Source organism: Actinophytocola sp. KF-1, assembly GCF_054661535.1.
Window position 1 is genome coordinate 1 of sequence record NZ_BAAFVK010000009.1, and the last position, 24,428, is coordinate 24,428.

At 70.2% G+C, this 24,428-nt stretch carries 25 protein-coding genes and 2 pseudogenes; 17 read left to right on the forward strand and 10 right to left on the reverse strand.

Going from position 1 to position 24,428, the window contains the following annotated elements; translation table 11 throughout:
• Positions 1-155, reverse strand: a 155-nt coding sequence (locus tag ACYQ77_RS26170) for a transposase (protein WP_459716451.1), incomplete at its 3' end; no start/stop codon positions are given.
• Between the two features lie 403 nt (positions 156-558).
• On the opposite strand from ACYQ77_RS26170, the gene ACYQ77_RS26175 reads away from it, so the two are divergent.
• From ACYQ77_RS26175 to fxsT, 8 genes and pseudogenes are all read left to right on the forward strand, one after another.
• Positions 559-807: a helix-turn-helix domain-containing protein gene (locus ACYQ77_RS26175; RefSeq protein WP_459715819.1), complete on the forward strand. Its 249-nt coding sequence runs from the start codon at positions 559-561 to the stop codon at positions 805-807.
• A complete protein-coding gene (locus tag ACYQ77_RS26180) occupies positions 807-1,208 on the forward strand; it encodes a WhiB family transcriptional regulator (protein WP_459715821.1) in 402 nt (133 codons plus the stop codon). The genes ACYQ77_RS26175 and ACYQ77_RS26180 overlap by 1 nt, the downstream gene beginning before the upstream one ends.
• Positions 1,205-1,489, forward strand: coding sequence for a hypothetical protein (locus ACYQ77_RS26185; protein ID WP_459715822.1), 285 nt, complete (start codon positions 1,205-1,207; stop codon positions 1,487-1,489). The genes ACYQ77_RS26180 and ACYQ77_RS26185 overlap by 4 nt, the downstream gene beginning before the upstream one ends.
• 154 nt (positions 1,490-1,643) lie before the next feature.
• Positions 1,644-2,503 (forward strand): annotated as a pseudogene (locus ACYQ77_RS26190) (hypothetical protein).
• 102 nt (positions 2,504-2,605) lie between these two features.
• A complete protein-coding gene (locus ACYQ77_RS26195) occupies positions 2,606-4,957 on the forward strand; it encodes a hypothetical protein (RefSeq protein ID WP_459715824.1) in 2,352 nt (783 codons plus the stop codon).
• Positions 4,938-5,174: a hypothetical protein gene (locus tag ACYQ77_RS26200; RefSeq protein WP_459715826.1), complete on the forward strand. Its 237-nt coding sequence runs from the start codon at positions 4,938-4,940 to the stop codon at positions 5,172-5,174. Before ACYQ77_RS26195 ends, ACYQ77_RS26200 begins: the two co-directional genes overlap by 20 nt.
• 195 nt (positions 5,175-5,369) lie before the next feature.
• A complete protein-coding gene (locus ACYQ77_RS26205; RefSeq protein WP_459715827.1) occupies positions 5,370-5,819 on the forward strand; it encodes an RIP homotypic interaction motif-containing protein in 450 nt (149 codons plus the stop codon).
• A complete protein-coding gene (gene fxsT / locus ACYQ77_RS26210; protein WP_459715829.1) occupies positions 5,797-8,607 on the forward strand; it encodes an FxSxx-COOH system tetratricopeptide repeat protein in 2,811 nt (936 codons plus the stop codon). Before ACYQ77_RS26205 ends, fxsT begins: the two co-directional genes overlap by 23 nt.
• On the opposite strand, the gene ACYQ77_RS26215 is transcribed toward fxsT, so the two are convergent.
• The 4 genes from ACYQ77_RS26215 to ACYQ77_RS26230 all read right to left on the reverse strand — a co-directional run bounded on the left by ACYQ77_RS26215 (position 8,600) and on the right by ACYQ77_RS26230 (position 12,297).
• Entirely contained in the window at positions 8,600-10,378 is a 1,779-nt protein-coding gene (locus ACYQ77_RS26215; RefSeq protein WP_459715832.1) for a recombinase family protein, read from the reverse strand. The two genes, fxsT and ACYQ77_RS26215, sit on opposite strands and share 8 nt — an antisense overlap.
• Positions 10,379-10,445: 67 nt before the next feature.
• Positions 10,446-11,438, reverse strand: a complete 993-nt coding sequence (locus ACYQ77_RS26220; RefSeq protein ID WP_459715834.1) for a DNA topoisomerase IB — start codon at positions 11,436-11,438, stop codon at positions 10,446-10,448.
• Positions 11,423-11,674, reverse strand: a complete 252-nt coding sequence (locus ACYQ77_RS26225; protein WP_459716453.1) for a DUF4235 domain-containing protein — start codon at positions 11,672-11,674, stop codon at positions 11,423-11,425. The genes ACYQ77_RS26220 and ACYQ77_RS26225 overlap by 16 nt, the downstream gene beginning before the upstream one ends.
• A gap of 32 nt (positions 11,675-11,706) precedes the next feature.
• Complete coding sequence (locus ACYQ77_RS26230; protein WP_459715836.1) at positions 11,707-12,297, reverse strand: flavodoxin family protein; 591 nt, start codon at positions 12,295-12,297, stop codon at positions 11,707-11,709.
• Between the two features lie 91 nt (positions 12,298-12,388).
• Here ACYQ77_RS26230 and ACYQ77_RS26235 point away from each other — a divergent pair, with 91 nt between their 5' ends.
• Both ACYQ77_RS26235 and ACYQ77_RS26240 read left to right on the forward strand, forming a co-directional pair.
• A complete protein-coding gene (locus tag ACYQ77_RS26235) occupies positions 12,389-12,814 on the forward strand; it encodes a phage holin family protein (protein ID WP_459715838.1) in 426 nt (141 codons plus the stop codon).
• Positions 12,811-13,155: a DUF3618 domain-containing protein gene (locus ACYQ77_RS26240; RefSeq protein WP_459715841.1), complete on the forward strand. Its 345-nt coding sequence runs from the start codon at positions 12,811-12,813 to the stop codon at positions 13,153-13,155. The genes ACYQ77_RS26235 and ACYQ77_RS26240 overlap by 4 nt, the downstream gene beginning before the upstream one ends.
• Before the next feature lie 6 nt (positions 13,156-13,161).
• Here ACYQ77_RS26240 and ACYQ77_RS26245 read toward each other — a convergent pair whose 3' ends face one another.
• On the reverse strand, positions 13,162-13,740 hold the full coding sequence (locus ACYQ77_RS26245) for a TetR/AcrR family transcriptional regulator (RefSeq protein WP_459715843.1): 579 nt from the start codon (positions 13,738-13,740) through the stop codon (positions 13,162-13,164).
• A 165-nt stretch (positions 13,741-13,905) separates the two neighbouring features.
• Between ACYQ77_RS26245 and ACYQ77_RS26250 the strand changes: the two genes are divergently transcribed.
• Positions 13,906-16,074, forward strand: a complete 2,169-nt coding sequence (locus tag ACYQ77_RS26250) for an MMPL family transporter (protein WP_459715845.1) — start codon at positions 13,906-13,908, stop codon at positions 16,072-16,074.
• Positions 16,075-16,191: 117 nt separating this feature from the next.
• A pseudogene (locus ACYQ77_RS26255) lies at positions 16,192-16,537 on the forward strand (integrase core domain-containing protein); the annotation flags it as partial.
• 10 nt (positions 16,538-16,547) lie between these two features.
• Here ACYQ77_RS26255 and ACYQ77_RS26260 read toward each other — a convergent pair.
• From ACYQ77_RS26260 to ACYQ77_RS26270, 3 genes are all read right to left on the reverse strand, one after another.
• On the reverse strand, positions 16,548-17,648 hold the full coding sequence (locus tag ACYQ77_RS26260; RefSeq protein ID WP_459715847.1) for a glycoside hydrolase family 3 N-terminal domain-containing protein: 1,101 nt from the start codon (positions 17,646-17,648) through the stop codon (positions 16,548-16,550).
• A gap of 81 nt (positions 17,649-17,729) precedes the next feature.
• Positions 17,730-18,221 (reverse strand): universal stress protein, encoded by a 492-nt coding sequence (locus ACYQ77_RS26265; protein WP_459715849.1) that lies wholly within the window; start codon positions 18,219-18,221, stop codon positions 17,730-17,732.
• Between the two features lie 10 nt (positions 18,222-18,231).
• Entirely contained in the window at positions 18,232-19,809 is a 1,578-nt protein-coding gene (locus ACYQ77_RS26270; protein WP_459715851.1) for an MDR family MFS transporter, read from the reverse strand.
• 87 nt (positions 19,810-19,896) lie between these two features.
• Here ACYQ77_RS26270 and ACYQ77_RS26275 point away from each other — a divergent pair, with 87 nt between their 5' ends.
• From ACYQ77_RS26275 to ACYQ77_RS26295, 5 genes are all read left to right on the forward strand, one after another.
• Positions 19,897-20,496 carry a TetR/AcrR family transcriptional regulator gene (locus tag ACYQ77_RS26275; protein ID WP_459715852.1) on the forward strand — a complete coding sequence of 200 codons (600 nt, stop codon included), beginning with the start codon at positions 19,897-19,899 and terminating at the stop codon, positions 20,494-20,496.
• Between the two features lie 18 nt (positions 20,497-20,514).
• A complete protein-coding gene (locus ACYQ77_RS26280; protein ID WP_459715854.1) occupies positions 20,515-20,973 on the forward strand; it encodes a hypothetical protein in 459 nt (152 codons plus the stop codon).
• Positions 20,973-21,479, forward strand: a complete 507-nt coding sequence (locus ACYQ77_RS26285) for an NUDIX hydrolase (protein ID WP_459715855.1) — start codon at positions 20,973-20,975, stop codon at positions 21,477-21,479. The genes ACYQ77_RS26280 and ACYQ77_RS26285 overlap by 1 nt, the downstream gene beginning before the upstream one ends.
• Positions 21,476-22,006 (forward strand): GNAT family N-acetyltransferase, encoded by a 531-nt coding sequence (locus tag ACYQ77_RS26290; RefSeq protein WP_459715857.1) that lies wholly within the window; start codon positions 21,476-21,478, stop codon positions 22,004-22,006. Before ACYQ77_RS26285 ends, ACYQ77_RS26290 begins: the two co-directional genes overlap by 4 nt.
• Before the next feature lie 172 nt (positions 22,007-22,178).
• Complete coding sequence (locus ACYQ77_RS26295; protein ID WP_459715858.1) at positions 22,179-23,546, forward strand: class-II fumarase/aspartase family protein; 1,368 nt, start codon at positions 22,179-22,181, stop codon at positions 23,544-23,546.
• Here ACYQ77_RS26295 and ACYQ77_RS26300 read toward each other — a convergent pair.
• Entirely contained in the window at positions 23,543-24,421 is an 879-nt protein-coding gene (locus tag ACYQ77_RS26300) for an NmrA family NAD(P)-binding protein (RefSeq protein ID WP_459715860.1), read from the reverse strand. The two genes, ACYQ77_RS26295 and ACYQ77_RS26300, sit on opposite strands and share 4 nt — an antisense overlap.
• Positions 24,422-24,428 lie beyond the last annotated feature (7 nt).

The window sequence follows — 24,428 nt, forward strand, 5'->3', positions numbered from 1 at the left end:
AGATCCCGCCAGGCGATCCCGGTCTTGGCCTTGTAAAGCATCCCGTTGATCACCCGACGGTCATCTACCCGAGGACGCCCCTTCACACCTGAGAGCGGCAACAACGGCTCGATCACAGCCCACAGCTCATCGGTTAACTCATGCCTGCGCACCACGGCTGAAGATCAAACCAGGCTGTCCTCACCAACTTTGAGGACGCTCCCTAGGGGGCAGTCGTCGTAGCCGTCCCTCCCTCCTGATGGTCGCTGGCGAGCTAGACCAGGAGATCCGCAAGCGCGCCCACGACGGCCGCACAGAGTTCAGCGACCTTCTTGCGGACCTCAAGCAGTCCCCCGAGGCGGACGCATAGATCAACATTCCGTGCCGAAATATCGACACGGAATATATTCTTCTTCTGAATATTCCTGCTAGTTGTAGCGCGTTCGACGTGCACATATTCTCAGCCGTAATGTCATATTCCGAAGTTGTCATAGTCGCATTCGGCTGTTCGCGGCTTACTTGAGGCAGCGGTCCTGCAAACTCGCAGGTCGCAAGCCAAGAATAAGGACACAAACAGTCATGAAGAACGCTATTACTGCCCAGGTTCCACGTCTGCTTTCCATTGCGGAAGTGGCGTGGTTGCTGGGTGTCGATAACTCGCGGGTGTGCCGCGCTATCCGGCTCGGCAGGCTGCCGGTGGTGCGTAGGCGTGGCGGCCGTGTGCTGATTCCGGCGCACGTGCTCGCGCACCTGTCGGACGGTGATCTACCGGTCGCCGACCGGTGCGCGGAGCCGCCTGCCGGTGCTTCCGGGCGGGGTGGTGCCTGATGGACGGGCTCTTTCCGGTGGACCCGGAGGAGTACTACACGCAGGTAGCCGCCGACCTTGACGCGTTGGCGGACGTGCCGGACGGCGTGTTGTTCGAGGTGGTGCCCCGGGACGGGGCGTACATGGTCCTGTTCCGGTTGGAGTTGGAGCCGGAGTGGACCGGGGATGACCTGACGGATCGGGAGCTGACCGCGCGGGTGTGCGCGGACTGCCCGGTGCGGCGTGAGTGCCTGGAACTGGAGTTGCGCACGTCGGGTGATCAGACGCTTGGGGTGTGGGGTGCGCTGCCCGCTGAGGATGTGCGGGCGCTGTACCCGGTGTGGCGGTCCCGTCGTCGGCGTCTCGGCGGCCAGCTCGGCGATGAACCGTCCGGTGACGGTGCGGGTGGTGGTCGGCGATGACCACGGCCTTGACGGTGGAACAGGTGGCGATTGGTGCCGCGTGCCTGCTCGTGTTGGCGTGGGTGTGGCGCGCGGGTGCGCGCCGCGCCCGGGCGGCGGCGGACGGCGCCCGGGCCGGTGCCCGGCTGCTGTCCCTGACCGGCCGGGTGCTGTTCACGGCCGGGGTGATCGTGGGTGTCCAGTGGCTGTGCTCACCCACCCGCACGCGTCTGGGTGGGCTGTGGTCGCGGCGTTGGGGCTGCCCGCGCTGTTCGCTTCCTACACGCTCACCCGCGCTCTGACGGTGACCACGGTGGACCTCCCCCGTAAGGGGGGTGGCCGCCGATGAACCAAGATCGTTCAGAGTCCACGCCGACGACGACCTACACCCCATCTGACCTGGGGAAACCCAGTCCGCGGAACGGCCCGCGGAACGGTCCGCAGGACGCCCGGCACGTGCCACTCACGCGGGGTCAGAAGCTGGCGCAGGACGCGGCGGAAGCGGCGGAGGTCCGGGCGTACCAGACGCATCCGGACGTGGTGGCGTTGCGGATCGAGCGGGTCCGGTCGCAGGTGGACCGGTTGTGTTGGGCCGGGATCGTGCTCGGGCTGGCGTTCACGATGGCCAACGTTCAGGTGTTCGCCGCGTCTGGTGCCGACACGTGGTCGTTGCCGTGGCTGGCCGCGTGGGTGCTGGACCCCACGGTGTCGCTGGTGCTGATCGCGGTGTTGCGGGCCGAACAGATCACGTCCCGCTACCAGGTGCGGACGGGCCGGTGGGTGCGGCGAAGTGGTTCGCGTTGGCGGCCACGTACGTGATGAACACGTGGTCATCGTGGGCGCACGGCAGTCCGGCCGGGGTGGTGCTCCACTCCGTCCCGCCCCTGCTGGTGTTTGTCGCGGCCGAAGCGGTCACCGACCTCCGCGACAAGCTCTCCGACGCCGTGACCGTCGCGGTGAACGCTCGCGTGAACGGCAGCGTTCACGCACCTGCGGGCACTGGTGCGAGCACGGCGACGGGGCCTGAAACGGCCGCAGACGAGTCGTCGGCGGTGTCGGCGGACGGAGAGGAGTCCGGGACCGGAGGAGACGGCACAGACGCTCTCAGCGGCTCCTGTCCGGCGCGTCGTCGGCGGGGGACGTTCGCCGCGTACCGGGAAGCCGCGCGGCGCACGTGGCGGCCGGGCGTGGTGATCACCCCGGCGTGGATTCGGGAGGTCACCGGCTGCTCGCGGGGCCTGTCGTCCCGGCTGGCCGCGTCGCTGTCGGCGGAGCTGGTCGCCGACCGGTCGGCGTCCGGGGAGGTGCGGGCATGACCAACCCTCCCGAGAGCGTGAACGGCCGCGTGAACGGCGTGAACGGGGCTGGTCCTGTGAACGATGCGGGCACCGGTGCGGGGGCGGTCGTTGGAGCCGCGAGTGTTCGACGCGGAGATCGTCACTGACGCACCAGCGGTGCGCGGGACCGGTGTGGACGGTCCCGCGTCGGTGTGGCGGGTGCTGGTGTCGGCGGTCGGTGCCACGGCCCGCGCGTGCGGGGCGCGGGCGTGGTTGCTGGCGGGCCGGGTGTGGCGGTCGGACCGGATGCGGCGGGCGCGGTCGGTGACGGCCTACCGGGTGCGGAAGGCTCCGGCTGACCTGTTGCGGTTGGTGTGGTTCGTGGTGCGCGGGCATTGGCGGTGGCTGGTCAAGGCGTGGTCCTGGGCCACCTACGCGGACCTGCGCGCCGATGTCCGCGCGGCGCGGCTGGCCGGTGACGCCGAAGCGCGCCGCACCGCTCAGGAGATGATCCGCGCGGACGCGAAAGCACGCTGGGCGCGCGTCGGGATCGTGCTCCGGCGAACTGTGATCACCGTGAAGGTTGCCGCGCCTGTTGCGGTGGTGCTGTGGCTGGTCGACGCGCTCCTAGACCGGGCGGACATGTGGCCGTGGCTGGCCGGAACCTACGCGGCCATTGGTGCGGTGTGGACGGTGCTCACCACCGCCGTGCCCGTGCTGTTGATGTGTGCGCCGATCGTGTGGGTTGTGGCTGCGGCATTCGAGGGACGCGACCGGGACCCCGGGGTGGGCTGGCTGATCCAACCGGACCGCGATGACGCGGAATCGTGGGTAGATGAACGGATGATCTCCCGGGCGCTGGCGCACCTCGGTATGTCGCCGCTGAACCGGTTCTTTAAGGACGGTGGGGAGCTGGTCTACACGGTACCGGCTCGAAAGGACGAAGACGGCACGTTTGCGCAGGTCAGGCTGCCTTTAGGCGTCACTGCGGACATGGTTGCCGGGCAGCGCGGGAAGCTGGCCGCGAACCTCGGTAGGTCGGCTCTGGAGACGTGGCCGACCCAGGGTGAGGAAGCGGGGATCTTGGATCTGTGGGTGGCCGACAAGGGCACCCTGTCCGGTGGCGCGGGACAGTGGCCGTTGCTCGACGAGACCGGGCCGGACGGCGGCCGGGTGGACGTGTTCGCTGGTGTCCCGTTCGGACTGTCCCAACGCGGCCTGATCCTCAACGCCCCGTTGATCGGGGCTTCCTGGTTGATCGGCGGACGGCCCGGGCAGGGCAAGACGTCCGCGTTGCGGACGCTGATGTTGGGTGCCGCGCTGGACCCGACAGTGGAGCTGTGGGTGTACGTGCTCGGCGAGTCCCCCGATTTCGAGCCGTTCGCACCACGACTGACCCGCTACCGCATGGGCATGGACGACGCCGTGGCCGAAGCCGCCTGCATCGCGTTGGCCGACCTCGCCGAGGAGATGGAACGGCGCGGGAAAACCCTTGGCGCACAACCAGGACAGCCACCCAAGGTGTCCCGCCGGTTGGCCGATCAGCGGCGGCTTGGCCTGCACCCGTTGGTGGTCGGGATCGATGAGTGTCACGAGTTGTTCCAACACCCCAAGTTCGGCAAGCGCGCGGCAGAGCTGGCCGTGCGCCTGGTCAAGCGGGGCCGTAAGTACGGCATCGTGGCGTTGTTCGCCACGCCGTCGCCCACAAAGGACAGCATCCCCCGGGAACTGACCCGCAACGTCGTGTGCGGAGTCGCGTTCTCCGTCGCCGACCACATCGCCAACGATGGCCTGCTGGGGAGCGGGAAGTACGCGGCAGGCATCCGCGCCACCGAACTACGCACCGGAACCGACCGGGGCACCTGCGTAGCCGTCGGCGTCACCGACGCCACATTCGAACTGATCCGCACCTACTACGTGCCCTTTGAAGACGGGGCAGACGACGTAACCCCGATCATCGCGCGAGCCATGGCACTCATCGAGGAAGACGGCCGCGCACTGCCCACACCACGACGGGCCGAACGGGAACCGGCACCCGACGCCGGACCCGACCACCTGACCGACATCGCGGCGGCCATGCAGGGAGATCGCCGCGTCCGCGCCCAGGTGATTCTCGGCAGGCTCGCGGCACAACACCCGACCTACCAAGAGTGGACCCTGACCGACCTGCGAGACGCCCTCGCCAACCACGGCATCACACCACAGAAGTCCGACGGCCGCATGGTCATCCGCGCCGAAGACATCTCGGCCGCACTCCACCACCGCACCACCGAACAGGTCAGGGAGGCCACCGGGGAGCCGTCAGGGAGCCAGGGAGATCTCCCTACCCCCTCCCTGACCCCAACTCCCTGCCCTGAACAGCACAAACTCTCGTCAGGGAGGGCAGGGAGCCCGTCCCGGGCCACACCCAAAACCCCCCGGAAACGGCGTCTCGGGACCCCACGCGGAACCTCCCTCCCTGACGCCCGGGGAGGTGGTCACCACGACAACTAACTCACTGTCCACCTCAACCAACGCGACGCAGAACTCAGGAAGCGATGATGATCAGAAAGCGCGGGACGCGGGTATCGATCCGGAGTCGTACCGATACTGGAAACGGGCGGTCACCGCCCTGCCGCCGATGACCCCGGAGGAGATCGCCGCCGTGGGGGCCGTGCTGCGCCGTATCGACGCCCGGCGTGCGCGGCGCGATCAGAAATCGCGACGATGATCTCCCGCCAGTGCGGACGGTGCACTTCTGGGATGCCCAGGAGTGCAGTGTTCGTTGTGTTTGGGGTAGCGAGCGGGTTGGAGGATCGTGCTGCCTCCCTGTGCGACGTATGCTGTTACGTTCGGTGATTGGATGCGATGGGCATGGTGAGACCGATTCGTTCGACTGTCCCTGGGGGTCGTGGTGTCTGTTGACGTGATCGTGGACGCGGTGGTGGCGGGCGCGGTGGCCGGAGCGTCGGCCACGGCGACCACGGCTGTCACGGAGGCCTACGGTGCTGTGAAGGACGGTGTCCGCCGCTTTCTGCGCCGTAGACCAGCGGACGCGGACGATGACGGGCTCGACGAGGCGTCGGAGACGTCCCCGGAGGAGCTGTGGCCGGAGGACTTGCTCGCGGAGGCTGAGGCCGACCCGGATGCGGACACCACGGCTCTGCGTGAGGCTCTGCGAGAAGCGCTGACGGCGGGCGACGCCGAGCAGGACGGCGAACTGGTGACCGCCGCTCGCCGGGTGCTGGATTTGGTGGACCCGGACCGAACGCGTGCCGGGAAGTACGACGTCACGGTCCGCGACAGCACGGGCGTGCAGGTCGGCGATGCCAACACGATGACGCTGAATCTCGGTGACCGGTCGCCCCGGCGGTGATGATCTGATGGCCGCCCACCACTCCGACTACGCCGACCGGATACCACCCACGCGGGTGGACCAGAGCATGGGCGTGCAGGTCGGCAGTGACAACCACCTGCATGTCTACAGAGCCGAGGCCGGTCCGCGGTGGCCGGTCCGGGACGGGGTGCTTCCCCTGGCTGCCGACCATTACCAGCACCGGGACATGTCGGTGACGGTCGAGGAAAGCCTGGGCGAGGCGGACACGGTGATGTTGGTGCCAGCGGCGGCAACGATCGTTGCGGGGATGGGTGGTGTGGGCAAGACGCAGATCGCCGCCAACTACGTGCGTCCGTTGTGGCACGACTCCGCGATCGATGTCGCCGTGTGGATCACCGCGACCGACCGGGACACGATCGTGTCCAGCTACGCCCGCACCGCACGCGCCCTCCACCTGGTCAGCCGTGACGACGAGGTGGAAAGGGCGGCGGTAGCGCTGCTGAACTGGCTGGCCACCACCGACCGCCGCTGGGTGATCGTCCTGGACGATCTCCAGGTCCCCAGCGACCTGGCCCAGCTATGGCCACCGCACTCTGCGACGGGGCAGACCGTGGTGACCACCCGCCGCCGTGACGCCGCGCTGGCCCGCGCCGACCGCAGAATCGTGGAAGTCACTCCCTACACGGCAGCGGAATCGCGGTCCTACCTGAGCGCGAGACTCGCCGCGCATCCCACCCTCCTCGACGGCGCTGCCGACCTGGCTGAGGAACTGCACCATCTGCCCTTGGCGTTGGCGCAGGCGAGTGCGTACCTGATCGACACACAGATCACCTGCGCCGACTACCGAGGCAAGTTCCGCGCGGGCAGTGATCTCACCCCCGATCAGCTCCCCGACGATCACCAACGCACCGTCGACCGAACGTGGGAACTGTCGATCGAACTCGCCGACAGCCTCACCCCGGCAGGCGTGGTACGCCCGCTGCTGGAACTACTGTCCCTGCTCGACCCCAACGGAGTCCCCGCCGCGCTGATCACGACCGAGCCGGTACTCGCCTACCTCGCCGAGCGCATCGACCGCCCGGTCAGCGAGGACGACGCAAAACGCTCGGTGAGCTGCCTGCACCGCCTTAGTCTGGCCACCACCGACACCACCCAACCCCAACGCGGGATCCGGGTCCACGCCCTGATCCAACGCGCAACCCGCACCGCCATGCGCAAGATCGATCTCGCGAAGGCAGCGGTCGCTGCCGCTGACGCGCTGTACAGCATCTGGCCCGACATCGAACGTGACACCGACCTCACTCAAAGCCTCCGCAACAACACCACCACACTCGACCACCACGCGAGCCTCCACCTCTGGCACCCCGACGCACACCCTCTCCTGTTTCGCCACGGCAGAAGTGTCGGCGAGACCGGACTCGTCCAATCCGCCACAACGCACTTCCACAACCTCGCCAGCATCGCCACCACCACACTCGGTGCCGACCACCCGGACACGTTGAGCGCCCGCAGCAACCTGGCGTACTTGCGGGGTGCGAGTGGGGACGTGGCCGGTGCGATCGGCGAGTACAAGCAGTTGCTCACCGACCAGTTGCGGGTGCTGGGTGCCGACCACCCCTACACGTTGACCACCCGCGGCAACCTGGCGTACTGGCGGGGTGCGAGGGGGGACGTGGCCAGTGCGACCGCCGAATACGAGCAGCTGCTCACCGACCGGCTCCGCGTCCTGGGTCCCGACCACCCCTACACGTTGACCACCCGCAACAACCTGGCACGGTGGCGGGGTGAGAAGGGGGATGTGGCCGGTGCGATCGCCGAATACGAGCAGCTGCTCACCGACCAGTTGCGGGTGCTGGGTGCCGACCACCCCGACACGTTGACCACCCGCAACAACCTGGCACGGTGGCGGGGTGAGAAGGGGGATGTGGCCGGTGCGACCGCCGAATACGAGCGGCTGCTCAGCGACCTGCTCCGCGTGCTGGGTGCCGACCACCCCTACACGTTGACCACCCGCGGCAACCTGGCGTACTTGCGGGGTGCGAGTGGGGATGTGGCCGGTGCGACCGCCGAATACGAGCGGCTGCTCACCGACCAGTTGCGGGTGCTGGGTGCCGACCACCCCGACACGTTGACCACCCGCAGCAACCTGGCACGGTGGCGGGGTGAGAAGGGGGATGTGGCCGGTGCGACCGCCGAATACGAGCAGCTGCTCACCGACCAGTTGCGGGTGCTGGGTGCCGACCACCCCTACACGTTGACCACCCGCGGCAACCTGGCGTACTTGCGGGGTGCGAGTGGGGATGTGGCCGGTGCGATCGCCGAGTTTGAGCGGCTGCTCGCCGACCAGTTGCGGGTGCTGGGTGCCGACCACCCCTACACGTTGACCACCCGCAGCAACCTGGCACGGTGGCGAGGTGAGAGGGGGGACGTGGCCGGTGCGATCGCCGAGTTTGAGCGGCTGCTCGCCGACCAGTTGCGGGTGCTGGGTGCCGACCACCCCGACACGTTGACCACCCGCGGCCACCTGGCACGGTGGCGGGGTGAGAAGGGGGATGTGGCCGGTGCGATCGCCGAATACGAGCAGCTGCTCACCGACCGGCTCCGCGTCCTGGGTGCCGACCACCCCGACACGTTGACCACCCGCAACAACCTGGCACGGTGGCGGGGTGAGAAGGGGGATGTGGCCGGTGCGATCGCCGAATACGAGCAGCTGCTCACCGACCAGTTGCGGGTGCTGGGTGCCGACCACCCCGACACGTTGACCACCCGCAACAACCTCGTGTACTGGCGCAAACACTTGCCGGGTGAGACCGGGAATATTAGGTGAGTACGTCGAGGCTGGCTGTGGTGCCGTCCGGGGCGACCAGGCGCAGACGGTTCCGGTCGAACACCCGGGGTCCGGGCCGCTTGACGTACCTGTCCAGGTACAGGGTGGAGCCGCCTAGTGCTTTGGTGAGCATGGCGCGGCGTTCGGAGTTGTCGGCGGCGTCCCACTGGGCCGCGATCGCTGCCGCTGGTTGGGCCTTCGTCGGTCCCTCTGGCGAACCTTCGGACAGGGCTTCGCGTTCGGTGTAGAGCCGGTCCAGGGCGTCCACGATCGGTTTGTTGGCCTTGTCGAAAGCGGCCATGGTCTTGAACTCCCGACGCCCCAACCGCTCGGACACCGCTTCCTGCAACTGTTCGTACTCGGCGATCTCGGCGTTGATCGCCGAGAGCCGGTCCGCGACCTGGGCGCGGGCCGCCTCCACCGCTGCCGCGTACCGGTCATCCGACAGGCGCAGGATCACATACGTTCGTAGTTCCTGGTCCACTGCGCGCAGATCGGCGTTGACCTTGCCGCATCCCCGGCGTTCCTTGTCGCAGGTGTAGTACTTCTTCCGCACCGGAGTGTTCGCCAACTGTGCGAAGCGCTTCTTCACAGTGATGGACGCCTGCTGGGCCGCCGTTTCCAGGCTCGCGCGGGTCGCGGCGTCGATCGTCGTGTCTGGTTGCTGCCATGCGGTGACCGTGCGCGCGGTGATGCCCAGGTGGGCCGCGAACTCGGCGTCTGTCATCTCCAAGGCGTCCTGAAGTGCGCGGGCAAGCTGCGGTGTCCACGCGAGATCCCGGTAGAAGCCGTCACCGTTGCGGGCCGTGAGCCTGGTGCCGCAGCCAGGCTCACCGCACCGGATGATCCCGGTTCCGACATAGCCGGGGCCGACCTCTCCCGCGACCCGTCCTTTGCGGCGCGCCGCGTACTTGGAGCGCAACAGGTCGAACTTGCGCGGGTCCACGATCGGTTCCCCCGGCATCGTCGCGACCAACTCGCCCTCGGACTCGATCAGTCCGGCGTTCGTGGGACGGGACAGTACTGACTTGACCGTCAGCCGCACCCACCTACGGCCCTCAGCCGTGAACAGGCCCGCGTCGTTCCACTCCCGCGCGATGACCGCTTCGGAGATGCCGGACAACACCGCGTCCGTCGCGTCCACCAGTGCGCGGCGTTCCCGCTGCACCAGCGCGTCCGGCACTATCGGCCGGTCATCGTCCGTCTCGCCTTCACCGGGTGTCCAGGTCAGGTCTCGGCCAGGCCACCCGAACCGGCGCGGTCCGCCGATGTGCCCGATGCCGTTCTCTCGGAACGTGCGGAACCGGCGCTTGATCCGCCGCGACGTGTCATCCGACGACCGCGCCGCGTGCGCGACCTCGATCCGCAGAATGAACCGGTCATCCGGGTCCGCCAGATCACGCGAACCATGCGCACTGACAACCCGGAACCCCTTGTCCGCCAGATCGATCAACGTTTCCAGGTCACGCGGCTGCCGGAACAGACGGTCGGTGTGCCACACCACGATCCCGTCCGACGCACCCGACGCCACCCCCTCCAACAGCTTCGTCCACCCCGGACGGCGCACGTTCTTCTTCCACGCCGACAACCCGTCGTCCAACTCCTGGCCCAGCGCGCCGCCCAACCGCTCGATCACCTTCCGGTTGTCCGCCCACTGCGTCTCGATCTTCTCGAACTCCCCCGTGTTCGGGTTCTTCGACAACCGCGCATACGAATCGAACACCGGCACCCGGGTGCCCTGACCTGCGCTAACGTGCTCCCATGTCCCCATAGCTCGACTGTATGTCGGCAAATAGGAGTTCGCCTAGGCTGGAAACCGGGGGCCGGAGGCCGACCCGCTACGCCTGCTTCAACAACCGCACCACGGCGCGTTCGATCGCGGGTCGCACCTCCTCGATCGGCTTGCCCGCCGCTCGGCGCAGTGCCCGCTCCACCGTCCGCCCGTCCGCCCACGTCGACAGCACCCGCGGGTCCACATAGGACTTGCGGGCCACGGCCGGCGTGTTCCCCAGCTGCTCGGCCACCTCCCGCATGACCGCCTTCTCCGTCCGCCGCCGCCCGGTCTCCGACGTCGGCGGCGCCTGGCCCGCGATGATCACCGCCGCGAGTACGGTCGCGTGCCACGTGCGGAGGTCCTTGGCGGTGAACTCGGGCCGCGTGAGTTCCTGGAACCGCCGGTTGATGTCCTCCGCGCGCACCGGCCCGTCGCGGTGCACCAGCAGGCGGTCGTCCGGCTCGCGGCCCCTGCGCAGTGCGGTGATCAACGGCGCCAGCCGGTCGTCGCGGATGCGCAGCCTGCGTTCGATCCCGCCCTTGGCGACGTAGTCGAAGTGGATCTCGCCGCGGCGGACCTGGACGTCCCCGCACAGCAGGGTCGCCACTCCCCTGCTCTCCTCCGCGTACTCGTCGCCGCCGGTGCGGAACACGCCGCGGTCCAGCATCCGCAACGCGCCCGCCAGCACCCGCCGCTCGGTGATCCCCTTCGTGCACAGGTCCTCGTCCACCACCACCCGGAACGCGGGCAGGCGGGCGGCGAGGCGCAGCACGCGGTCGTGCTTCGCCTCGTCACGTTCCTCGCGCCACTGCTCGTGGTAGAGGTACTGCCGCCGCCCGGCCGCGTCCGTGCCGACGGCCTGGATGTGCCCGTTCGGAAAAGGGCAGATCCACACCTCCTGCCAGGCGGGCGGGATCGCGAGAGCGTTGATGCGCGCGACCTCTTCGGGATCGCGCAGCGGCCGGCCGTCGACGTCGAAGTAGCGCCAGCCCCGGCCGGCCCGCTGCCTGCGCAGCCCGGGTCTGCCGGGGTCGCTGCGCCTCAGTCGTCGGGCCATTCGCCGGTGACCTTGCGGTAGCCGGTCGCGCCCGCGCGGTCGACCGCGGCCTTCACCACGCCGAAGATCGCGCCCTGGATGGTGGCCGCGATCAGCACCTGCGTCCAGGTCGCCTGGCGGTCGGTGGCGTCGGGCGCCTCGTCACCGGGCCCGACCGCGCCCCACACCTTGTTGAACACGCTGGTCGCCAGCACACCGCCGAGGACACCGACGAGCATGCCGACCGGCTTGTACATCACCTTGTTGACGTTCACGACGAAGTTCCTCCTCAGGCCGGGATGGGCTGCTTGGTGAGCGCGGTGGCGACCGCGATCAGGTTCTGCGCCATGGTGCCCGCGGTCTTCTCCGAGAAATCGTGGCCGTGCTCGGTCTCCGAGTAGTCCGGGCCCGGTCCGGGGCCCATGTTCCAGTACGTCCACGCCTGCCCGGGGATGGTGTAGCCGATCTCGTTCAGCCCACCGCAGATCTCGTTGATCACGTGGTGCGCGCCGTCCTCGTTGCCGGTGACGACCACGCCCGCGACCCGGTTGTACGCGACGGGCCGGTCATCGTCGTCGGTCTCGGAGATCATCGCGTCCATCCGCTCGAGCACCCGGTGCGCCACGGACGACGGCATGCCGAGCCACGTCGGCGACGCGATCACCAGGATCTCCGACGCCAGCAGCTTCTCGTGGATCTCGGTCCAGTCGTCACCCATGTCGGTCTGGACGCCCGGCTCTATCCGCTTGTCGACGACCCTGATCGACTCGACCGCGACACCGTTCTTGCTCAGCTCGGCGGCCACCACGTCGGCCAGGCGCTGCGTGTTCGACGGTTCGGGTGACTTCTTGAGCGTGCAGTTCAGTATCAGGGCTCGCATGGCGACCGGTTACCCGCTCGGCCGGGGACGAACCGTGTGTTTCCAGGTCAGCCACGTCGGGTAACCGCGCGGCAGAGGAGGAGAGTGAGCCATGACCGCCACACGAGATGTGCGCACGACACACAGCCAGGACCACGCCGAGAAGTCGACGGCCGAGCTGGTGCGCGACCTCACCGAGCAGGTGAACAGGCTCGCGCGTACCGAGGTGACGCTCGCCGTGCGGGAGATGAAGACCAAGGCCAAGCACGCGGGCGTGGGCGCCGCGTTCGCCGGCGCGGGCGGGGTGTTCGCGTTCTACGGCGGTGGCGTGCTCATCGCCGCCTGCGTGCTCCTGCTCGCGCTCGCGCTGCCCGCGTGGGCGGCCGCGCTCATCGTCGCGGCCGTGCTGTTCGTCATCGCCGGTGTCGCGGTGCTGATGGCGCGCAAGCAGCTCAAGCAGAGCGCGCCGATGCCGTCGCCGGCGGTGGAGAGCGCCAAGGAAGACATCCACGCGGTCAAGGAGGCGGGCAAGCGATGAACGCCAAGGACACCGACCGGATGACCATGCCGGGTGCGGCCCCGACGGACGAGGACCTGCGGCACGAGGCGGAACTGACCCGCCAGGAACTCGCGCAGACGGTGAGCGCGCTCGGCGAGAAGGCCGACGTGAAGGCCCGCGCGCAGCGGGTCGCGCACGAGAAGGCCGAGGAACTGCGGGAGAAGGGCGACGAACTCGTCGGCAGGCTCCCGGAACCGGTGGCGACCAAGGTGCGCCCGGTCGTCGACGGCGCGACCCGCAGGCCGATGATCCCGCTCGCGGGGTTGCTGGCGCTGCTGATCGCGTTGCGGATCTTGCTCAAGCGCCGCCACGCGGACTGACGCGGGTCAGGGAGCACCGGCCTCACGGCGACGTGGCCTGCCGAGCAGACGGCGGGCCGCGTCGCCGAGGTGTTTGCGCAGCGACTCGTCGTCCATGGACATGAGCGTCGGGGACCCGCCCGCGAGCGCGACACCGGCGAGCGCGACGTGGGCCGCGACCACCGCGCTGTCGTCCGCGTCCGGCGGGACGAGCATGGCAGGCAGGCGGGTCATCACGTTCTCCTCGCCGTGCAGCGACCGCTCGACCGCGCGCGCGATGCCCGGGTCGCTGCAGAACACCGCGACCAGCACGCGGTGGCGCACGACCAGGTCCACGAGCCCGTCGATCACGTAGTCGACCTGGGCGCCGTGCCTGCGCAGCGTCGCCGCGTGGTCCAGGATCGCCGACAGCTCCCGCAACGCGGGCTCCGCGACCGCCTCGGTGATCTCGTCCTTCGTCTTGAAGTGGTAGTACACGGCGGCCTTGGTGACGCCGAGCGCGTCGGCGATCATCTGCAGCGACGTGCCCTCGACGCCGTGCACGGTGAACAACCCGAGCGCGGTGTCGAGCAACCGGGTCCGGGTGTCCGGCTTGGTAGCCGTCATCGCCCCTCCTCGCTGAGAGTTCGACGGTACCTCCTCAGCTAGCCTTTCGGCAAGCTAACTACTTGCTGTTCGACAAGTCACATACTTGCCGAACGGCTTGGAAGGCACTTGTCGATCGGCTAGCTTCAGAACCACACGCAGGCGCGAAGCATGGGGAGTTCCGAGGTGGCGACATTCCTGTACCGACTGGGGCGGGCGTCCTTCCGCCGCCGGTGGCTGGTGACCGGCATCTGGACGGTGTTGCTCATCGCCGTCGGCATCAGCGCACTGAGCCTGTCCGGCACGATGTCCAACGCGGTCTCGATCCCGGGCACCGAGTCCCAGCAGGCGATCGACCACCTGAAGAAGACCTTCCCCGAGGCCAACGTGGGCGGTGGCACGGCCCGTGTCGTCCTGCGGGCGCCCGAGGGCGAGGACTTCCTCACCTCGAAGCCCGCGCAGGCCGAGGTCGCGAAGGTCGTCGCGGCGCTGAACGGGGCGCCGGAGGTCGTCGCCGCCACCGACCCGTTCCGGATGCGGTCGTTCTCCCGCGACGGTGACCTCGCGCTCATCCAGGTCAGTTACAGCAAGCAGGCGTTCGAGCTGACCGAGGCCGATCGCGAGGCGCTCACCGAGGCCGCGCACGCCTCCAGCCTGCACGCCGAGATCGGTGGCGACGCGACCAGGGGCGCGCCGGAGACCGGGGCGATGGAGGTCGTCGGCGTCGCGATCGCGGCCGTCGTCCTCGTGATCACGTTCGGTTCGCTGATCGCCGCCGGGCTGCCGCTGCTCACCGCGCTCATCGGCATCGGGGTCGGCATGAGCGGACTGCTGATCGTCACCGGCTTCACCGAGCTGAACGCCAACACCCCGATCCTCGCCCTGATGATCGGCCTGGCCGTCGGCATCGACTACGCGTTGTTCATCGTGTCCCGCTACCGCTCCGAGCTCGCGCACGGCGCAGGCCACGAACAGGCGGCGGGCCGCGCGGTCGGCACCGCGGGCTCGGCCGTGGTGTTCGCAGGCCTCACGGTCGTCATCGCGCTGGCGGGCCTGACCGTCGTCGGCATCCCGTTCCTCGGCGAGATGGGTGTCGCGGCCGCCGCGACCGTGGTCATCGCCGTGCTCATCGCGGTCACGCTGCTGCCCGCGGTCCTCGGGTTCGCCGGCGACAAGATCCGCGGCAGGATCCGCGGTCTGCGCGGCGGCCCCAAGCCGGGCCGTGCGGGCATGGGCGAGCGGTGGGCCCGGTTCGTCGGCCGCCACCGCGTCGCGACGCTCGTGGTGGCGATCGCCGGGGTGGTCGTGGTCGCGATCCCGGCCGCCGACATGCAGCTCGGCCTGCCCAACGACGCCACCGCGGCGCCGGAGAGCACGCAGCGCAAGGCCTACGACCTGGTCACCGAGGGCTTCGGGCCGGGTGCCAACGGGCCGCTGATGGTCGTCGTGGACACGGCGGGCAGCGACGACCCGCAGGCCGCGATCGCCGCGACCGCCAAGTCGATCACCGATCTCGGCGCCATGCCGCTGCAGCCGCAGACCAAGGCAGGCACGACGATCATGCAGGTGATCCCGAAGACCGGGCCGAGCGACGTCGCCACCGAGGACCTGGTCGCCGACATCCGCGCGGCCGCGGCCCGGTTGCACGACAGCACGGGCGCGACCATCGCGGTGACCGGCCAGACCGCCGCGAACATCGACGTGTCGGAGAAGCTCGCGGACGCGATGCTCCCCTACCTCGCGCTGATCGTCGGGCTCGCGTTCCTGTTGCTGATGCTGGTGTTCCGGTCGATCATCGTGCCGCTGAAGGCGACGATCGGGTTCCTCGCGTCGGTGGCGGCGACGTTCGGCGCGGTGGTCGCGGTGTTCCAGTGGGGCTGGCTCAAGGACGCGCTCGGCGTCGAGGCGACCGGCCCGATCATGAGCATGCTGCCGATCCTGCTCATCGGTGTCCTCTTCGGACTCGCGATGGACTACCAGGTGTTCCTGGTGACCAGGATGCGCGAGGACTACGTGCACGGCACGCCCGCTCGCGAGGCCGTGGCGACCGGCTTCTCGCACGGCGCCCGGGTCGTGGTCGCCGCCGCGCTGATCATGACGAGCGTGTTCGCGGGCTTCGTGTTCGCGGAGGACTCACTGATCCAGTCGATCGGCTTCGCGCTCGCGTTCGGTGTCGCGGTGGACGCGTTCGTGGTCCGCATGACCATCGTCCCGGCGCTGATGTCGCTGTTCGGCAAGGCCGCCTGGTGGCTGCCGCGCTGGCTCGACCGGATCCTGCCGAACGTCGACGTCGAGGGCGCGAAGCTGGCCGAACCGGACGACGACCGCCGCGAGCGAGTGCCGGCGACCGTCTAGGTGTATTCGGTCAGGACGTTGGTGGCGGGGGTCGACGTTTGACGTGGGGAGAGCCTCCGGGTGGGGTGTGGTTTGTCTAAGACCCGCGCCAGCCGGAGGCTCTCGTGTCCCACCGGAATGACCGACCAGGTGATCCGGGCCAGCAAGACCACCGCCATCGGCTATGAGCGGGATCGGCCGGGCGAGCTTGTCCACGCCTGGGCTTACCGCTGGTCCCTGCGCGAGGTCTGCACCCAGCACGGCATCCGGCAGAAGTTCATCAAACCCCACTTGCCCCTGGCAGAACGGCAAGGTCGAACGCCTCAACCGCACCCCGCAAACCGAATGGGCCCACCGGCAGGTCTTCACCGGCAACACCGAACGCACCGCGCCCCTTGCCCGCTGGCTCGAGCACTACCACACTCAACGCCGCCACAGCGCACTCGCAACCCGGCCACCCATCAGCCGACTGCCACCGACATGACCAGATACACCTAGGGCAGGCTTGCCCGCAGCGCGTTGACCCTGGTCAGCGCCTGGCCGAAGGCACCGCTGTCGAGCGTGCCGTCGGCCAGCGCGCCGGCCAGGGCATCGGCGGCCTGGTCGCCCTGGGTGACGCTGCGCGCCGAGGCGAGGATGAGGTCGGCGCCCGCCCGCGCGGCGAGCACCGCGCGGTTGCCGGTCGAGCCGTAGGCCGACAGGGCACCGGCCTCGAGCGCGTCGGTGATCGTGACGCCCGTGAACCCGGTGCGCGACCGCAGTTCCTGACCGATGACGGTCGGCGACAGTCCCGCGGGCCTGCTCGCGTCGAGCGCGGGGTAGACGGCCCAGGACAGCATGACGAGCTTGGCGCCCGCGGCGATCGCGTTCTGGTAGGGCGCCTCGTCGACGGTCCGCAAGGTCGTGAGCGGCACGGACAGCGTCACGGGTTTGCTGTCGGTGTTGTCGCCCGCGTTCGCCTTGCCCAGCCCGGGAAAGTGCTTCACGGTCGCGGCGACGCCCTCGGCCTGCTGGGCGCGGAGGTAGTTGGTCCCGAGCGTGCCGACGACGGACGCGTTCGAGCTGAACGACCGCTCGTACTGGTCCATCAGGTCGCCCGGCGCGTGGAACACGTCCAGCACGGGCGCCAGGTTGACGTTCATGCCGACGCCCGCGAGGTTCTGCCCCGCACCCCGCCCCGCGGCGGTGGCCGCGGCGGCGGGGTCGGCCGAGAGCCCGACGTCCTTGTGGGAGAGGGCGGGTTCGCCGGGGAGGCGGCGGATCAGGCCACCTTCCTGGTCGGTCATCAGCAGCAGCGGGTTGGGGTTGGGGCTCTGCGCCGAGGCGGCCCGCAACTGCTGCACCACGCCGCGGATCTGCGTGAGGCTGGCGACGTTCTCCCCGAAGAAGATCACCCCGGCGGCCTCGCCCGCGCGGATGCGGGCGAGGAGGGACTCGGGCGGGTTGAGACCCGGGTAGGAGTAGATGACCCGCTGCCCAGCGGCCTGCCGCGCGTAGGCGTACGACTGGACGTCGTCGGCGGCCTGCGCCGTACCGCTGACCGTGGTGGCGGTGACCGCCAGACCCAGTACCGCCGCGAGCAACCGACGCCTCATGAGCCGACCTCCCTGGACGCTGGGTAGGTCGACGATAACCCTATGTGGTTACCCTTGGAAAGTTTCTTACATTGCCACTTTTCAGGGAACTACCAGCACAGGCCAGTGACCTGCCCGGATGAGCTTCGTCGCGACCGAGCCCGCGAAGCGGTGCCCGGCCTGCTGCGACGCGCCGACCACGACCGTGTCCACCTGGCAGCGGTCGGCGGCGTCCCGGAGTGTCGTGTACGGGTCGCCGAAGGTCTTCAGGAACGTGACCGGCACCGCGAGTTCCTCGGCGCCGGACCGGATCTGCTCCCGCAACTCGGTGTACAGCTTGACGATCGCGTCGTGTTCGACCGCGGCCGCCACCGCCGGGCCGAGTGCGGCCAGCGCCGAGTGGCTCGCGACGAACGCGACGATCAGCCGGGCGCCCTGGCGCCTGGCCATGCCGAAGGCGAAGGCCGCCGCCCGCATGGCCGTGTCGGAGCCGTCGACCCCGACCAGGATGGCCCGCGCCGAGGGGTCCCGGCGCGGGCCGAACTGCTCCACAGTGGACTCGAAGGCGCCGAGCTCGGCCGCGCTGCCGCTCATTGTCACTCCCCTATCCCACGATCGGGTCGGACACCACCGTGTCCTCGTCCTTCTTCTCCAGGTCGATCGTCGTGCGCAGCGTGATCGGCTTGAGCAGCAGCGCCGCGATCACGCCGACCACGGCCACCGCCGCGGAGATGAGGAAGATGTGCGCCGTCGCGTCGCCGTACACGGTGTGCACGACCGTCTGGATCTCCGGCGGCAGCGCCTTCAGGTTCAGCGCGCTCGTGCTGCCGGTGGACGCCTGCCCCTCCGGCACGTGCAGTGCCGCGGCCAGGTCGGCGGTGACCCGGTTCGCGAGCACCGCGCCCAGCACCGACACGCCGATCGTGCCGCCGAGCGACCGGAAGAACGTCACCGACGCGCTCGCCGCGCCGAGGTCGCGCATCGGCACGCTGTTCTGGACCGCCAGCACGAGGTTCTGCATGGTCATGCCGACGCCGATGCCCACGACCGCCATCGCGATCCCGACGAGCCACAGCGACGTGGCGTGGTCGACCATCCCCAGCCCGAGGAACCCGAGCACCAGGATGACCGCACCGGTCACGATGTAGGGCTTGACCTTGCCGGACCGGCTGATCATGCGCCCGGACACCGTCGACGACACCAGCACGCCCGCCATCATCGGGATGGTCAGCAGACCGGCCTCCGTGGGCGTGTACCCGCGGCCGACCTGGAAGTACTGGCCGAGGAACACCGCGCCGCCGAACATGGCCATGCCGACCGCGAGGCTCGCGACGATCGCGAGCGCAGGCGTGCGCTGGACGACGATGCCGAGCGGCACGATCGGTTCCCGCACCCGCTTCTCCACCAGCACGGCGCCGGCGAGGAGCACGACACCGCCCGCCACCATCAGCGCGGTCTGCCACGACAACCAGTCGAACGAGTTGCCGACGAACGACACCCAGATCAGCAGGACGCTCACGCCTGCGGCGATCAGGCCCGCGCCGAGGTAGTCGACCTGCACGTTCTCGCGGCGGACCGTCTCCAGGTGCAGCGTGCGCTGCAGCACGACGAACGCGATGACCGCGATCGGCACGCCGACGAAGAAGCACCAGCGCCAGCCGAGCCACGACACGTCCACGATCAGCCCGCCGAGCAGCGGGCCGCCGACCGTGGCGACCGCCATGACCGCGCCGAGGAGGCCGTTGTACTTGCCGCGTTCCCTCGGCGGGATGATCGCGGCGATCACGACCTGGACCAGCGCCTGCAGGCCGCCGATGCCGATGCCCTGGAACGCGCGGGCCGCGATCAGCTGCCCGGTGTTCTGGCTGAACCCGCTGATCATCGAGCCGACCACGAAGATCACGATCGCGACCTGGACGAGCGTCTTCTTGTTGAACAGGTCGGCGAGCTTGCCCCAGATCGGCGTGGTCGCCGTCGCCGCCAGCAGGGTGGCGGTGACCACCCACGTGTACTGCGTCTGCGTGCCGTTCAGCGAGCCGATGATCAACGGCAGCGCGGTCGACACGACCGTGGAGCTGATCATGGCCACGAACAGCACGAGCAGCAGCCCCGACAGCGACTCCAGCACGTGCCGGTGCCCCATGTCGTCTCGTGTGCCCGCCTCGACCGCCTCGGCCGTCATGGCGTCCCCTCCCCGTCTCGGATCAATTCTTGCCCACTGTGCAAACTTGCACAACGGGAAGTTTATTCCCTCGCTAGGCTGACCCGTATGGAGGCCACCGAAGCCGAGGCGCCCACCGCCACGCTGCGGACCCGCAAGAAGGCGGCGACCAGGCAGTCGCTGCACGAGGCGGCGCTGCGGCTCGCGATGGAACGCGGCCTCGACGGGGTCACCGTCGAGGACATCGCCGACGAGGTGGGCGTCTCGCGCCGCACGTTCTCCAACTACTTCGCGAACAAGGAGGACGCGGTCCTGCACGCCGACCGCGAGCGCACCAGGAACCTGGTGGCGCTGGTCGAGGGCAGGCCCGCGGCCGAACCGCCGTGGCAGGCGCTGCGCGCGGCGGTCGCCGAGCTGTACCGCGACCGGCCCGTCCCCGACCCCGAGTGGGTGGCGCAGCTGCGGCTGCTGCGCCGGCACCCGTCGCTGCTCGCCCGGCAGGCCAGCGACCAGATCACCCTCGAACGCGACCTCGCGGCGGTGCTGCGGGCCAGGGGCCACGGCCTCGACACCGAGCTGGCCCGGTTGATGGCCGCGACGTTCCTCGCCGCGGTCCGCACCGCCGGCGTGCTGTGGCTGGAAGGCTCCGGCGGGCAGCGGCTCCCCGACCTCACGGACCGGCTGCTCGGCCGGTTCCAGCCCCGTTGATCTTCGCTAGAGTGCGGTGTGGACCGAATCAGCGTGCCCGCGGAACTCGCCCTGCTCCTGGAGACCTGGCCACAGCCGGACCGGGACGAGCAGGCCTTCCCCTTCGTCACCGTCGACGCGGAGGGGTTCCCCCACGTGATGCTGCTGTGCACGGCGGAGCTGCTCGCCACCCCCGACCGGGAGGCGCTGCTCGTCGCGGTCGCGAGCAGGAACGCGCGGGCGAACCTCGCCCGCAACGGCGTCGCCACGCTCATCGCCGCCGACGGCATCGCCGCCCACTACGCGAAGCTGCGCGTGCACGACACCGAGGAACACGACCGCTTCACGCTCTACACGTGCCACCTCGCCGAGTACAAGCGCGACTCGCTCGGCATCCCGCTGCGGCCCATGGACTTCCACGCCACCAAGGAGATCGCCGAGTCGGAGCGGTGGACCGCCACCCGCGCCGCGCTGGCCCGCCGCTGCGAGACCGCGTAGTGGACCTCCCCCGGGACCTCCCGCTCGAGCACCGCAGCGCGGTGCGGCTCGTGGTGCTCGACGCACGCGGCCAGGTCCTGCTGTTCCACACCCGCAGCCCCGACTACCCCGAGCTCGGCACGTGGTGGGAGCTGCCCGGCGGCGGCATCGACCCCGGCGAGACCTATGTGGACGCCGCGGTCCGCGAGCTGCGCGAGGAGACCGGCCTTGTCGCGGACACCGTCGGCCCGGCCACGTGGACCCGCACGGCCACGTTCAAGTGCCGCGGTTTCCGCCGCGTCCAGCAGGAGGTGGTCGCGACGGTCCCCGTGCCGGGCGTCGCCCCGCCGATCGACGTGACCGGCCAGCTGGACTACGAGGCCGACGCGTACGTGGCCGCCCGGTGGTGGCCGCGTGACGAGCTGCTGGCGAGCGGGGAACGCTTCTACCCCGGCCGCCTCCCCGCCCTGCTGCCCGCGTTCCTCGCGGGTGAGCGCATCGACGAACCCTTCGAGATGTGGTCATGACCGACGTACGTGTTGCGCACACCGCCGACCTGTCCCCCGCCGACCGCACCGCCGTCCGGCAGCTCCTGGACGCCGCGTTCGACGGCGACTTCGCCGACGAGGACTGGGCCCACACCCTGGGCGGCATGCACGCCCTCGCCTGGTCCGGCGGCGAGCTGATCGGCCACGCGGCCGTCGTCCAGCGCTCGTTCCTCCACGGCGACCGGGCGCTGCGCACGGGCTACGTGGAAGGCGTCGCCGTCCGCGACGACCACCGCCGCCGCGGCGTCGGCGCCGCGGTCATGGCGCCGGTGGAACGTGTCATCCGGGCCGCATACGACCTCGGCGCGCTCAGCTCCAGCGACATCGGCATCCCGTTCTACGAGGCCCGCGGCTGGCAGCTCTGGCAGGGCGAGACCTGGGCACTCACCCCGCGAGGCCGCGAACGCACCGCGGACGACGACGACAGCGTCTACGTCCTCCCCGTCACCGACCTCGCCCTCACGGGCCCCCTGACCTGCGACTGGCGCGCCGGCGACGTGTGGTGACCGCGCCCGCCTCTGATCAAGAACACCGACAAGGTGCTCCTCACCCGGGGCATGCGCGGCATGCGTCTCACGCTGTGCTCGCCCGTCAGCGGGACGCCGTACCGTCTGGTCGACGCGACCGGACGGCGTGCCTCGCCGTGCGCGTAGGTGGGTGACTGGCGAAGGTGGGGGCATGAACGCGGACACGGGACTGCTGAGCCTGGTGTGGCCGGGCACAGGGATGGACACGCTGCTCGCCGACGAGGCGTGGGTCGCCGCGATGCTCGAGTTCGAGGTGGCGCTCGCGCGCACGCAGGCGCGGCTCGGCGTCATCCCGTCCGCCGCGGTCGGGGCGATCGAGGCCGCCGCCACGCCGGGGAACATCGACACCGCCGGGCTCGCGGTCCGGGCTCGCGGCTCGGCGAACCCCGTGGTCGAGCTGGTGCGGGAGCTGACCGCGGCGGTGACCGACACCGACGCCGCCGAGTACGTGCACCGCGGGAGCACCAGCCAGGACGTGCTCGACTCGGCCGCCATGCTGCTCGCCGCCCGGGCCCTGCGTGCGACCGACGCCGACCTGACCACCGTGGCCGACGCGCTGGCGCGCCTCGCCGACGAGCACCGCCGCACGCCGATGGCCGCCCGCACCCTCACGCAGCAGGCCGTGCCCACCACGTTCGGGCTGAAGGCGGCCGGCTGGCTGACGCTGGTGCTGGACGCACAGGAACGCCTCCGGCAGGTCCTCGCGAGCCTCCCGGTGCAGATGGGTGGCGCGGCGGGCACGCTCGCCGCGTACCTCGAGTACGCCCGCGCCGCCGGGGTGCCGCCGGAGGGCCACGCCGCGAAGCTCGTCGAGGGTGTCGCCGCCGAGCTGGGGCTGCGGGCCCCCGCCGCGCCGTGGCACACGCAGCGCACGCCGCTCGTCGACCTCGGCTGGGTCGTGGTCGCGGTGACCGGTGCGCTCGGCAAGATCGCGGTGGACGTGCTCGGCGGAACGCGGACCGAGGTCGGCGAGGTGGTCGAACCGGCGGGCGAGCGCAGCGGGCTGTCGTCGGCGATGCCGCAGAAACGCAACCCCGTGCTGGCCACGCTGCTCGTGTCGGCGGCCCGGCAGGCGCCCGGGTACGCGCAGATGCTCGGCCACGCCATGCTGGCGGAGGACGAGCGGTCGGCGGGCGGGTGGCAGGCCGAGTGGCAACCGCTGCGGGAGGCGTTGCGGCTCGCGGGCGGCACCGCGCGGACGGCGGCCGAGCTGGTGCCGGGGCTGCGGGTGCTCCCGGAGCGGATGGCGGCGAACCTGTCGTCGTCCGGCGGCACGATCGTCGCGGAGCGGCTGAACGTCGCGCTCGCGCCGGTCCTCGGCAAGGCCACCGCGAAGGCGTTGCTGGGCCGGATCGCGGGCCAGGCGGCCGCGGGCGATGGCCGGTTCGACGAGCTGCTCGCCGCCGCACCCGAGGTCGCGCCGCTCGGTGACCGGCTGCCCGAACTGCTGGCCCCGGAGAACTACCTCGGCGCGGCGGACGAGCTGATCGACCGCGTGCTGGCCCGCCGCGGCGGCTAGCCCGCCACCGCCGGGCGCAGCACCTCCGCGCACCACTGCCGGAAGCTCGTCGGCGTGGTGTTCTCCGGCGTGCGCGGCAGCGCGTTGTCGAGCCCGTCGTCCTTGGCGCGCACCATGTCCACCATGGCCTGGGCCATCGCCTCGGACATGCCGCCGCCCAGCAGTGACTCCTTGAACGCCTCGTACGGCACCTGCCGGTACCGCACCGGCTTGCCGAGGACCTCGGACATGACGCGCGCCATGTCGTGCTGCGACAGGTCCTCCGGGCCGAGGACGGCGACCTCACCCGCGCCGGTCCACGACGGGTCGAGCAGCAGCCGGGTGGCGACGTCCGCGATGTCGCGCGTGTCGCAGAACGGCGCGGCGCGGTCGGCGGCGAGCGGGCCGAAGAACACGCCCTGGTCCCTGATCGCGGCGACCTGGCGGAGCAGGTTGTCCATGAAGGACGGGTTGGCGAGCGCCCGGTAGGGCACGCCGGTGGCCGCGATCATGTCGTCCATGGCGAGTGACGCCGTGACGTGTCCGGCGTGGCCCGGGACGCCCCGGCCGAGCGCCGACACCCCGACGACCCGGCCGACGCCCTGGTTCACGAACGCCTCGCACGCGGGCCGGGTGAAGTCGAGGTACGTGGCCATCACGCTGCCGGCGCGCGGGTCGGCGGGCGTCACCCAGAACACGGCGTCCGCACCGGCGAACGCCTTCGCGACGACGTCGGGGTCGCCGTGCGAGCCCGCGACGACCTCGGCGCGGTCCCGGACCCGGGCGGGCAGCCGCGCCGGGTCGCGGACGACGACGCGCACGGGTTCGCCGCGGTCGAGCAGGGTGCCGACGACGCGGCCGCCGATCCGGCCCGTCGGCGTGGTGACGACGATCATGTGATCC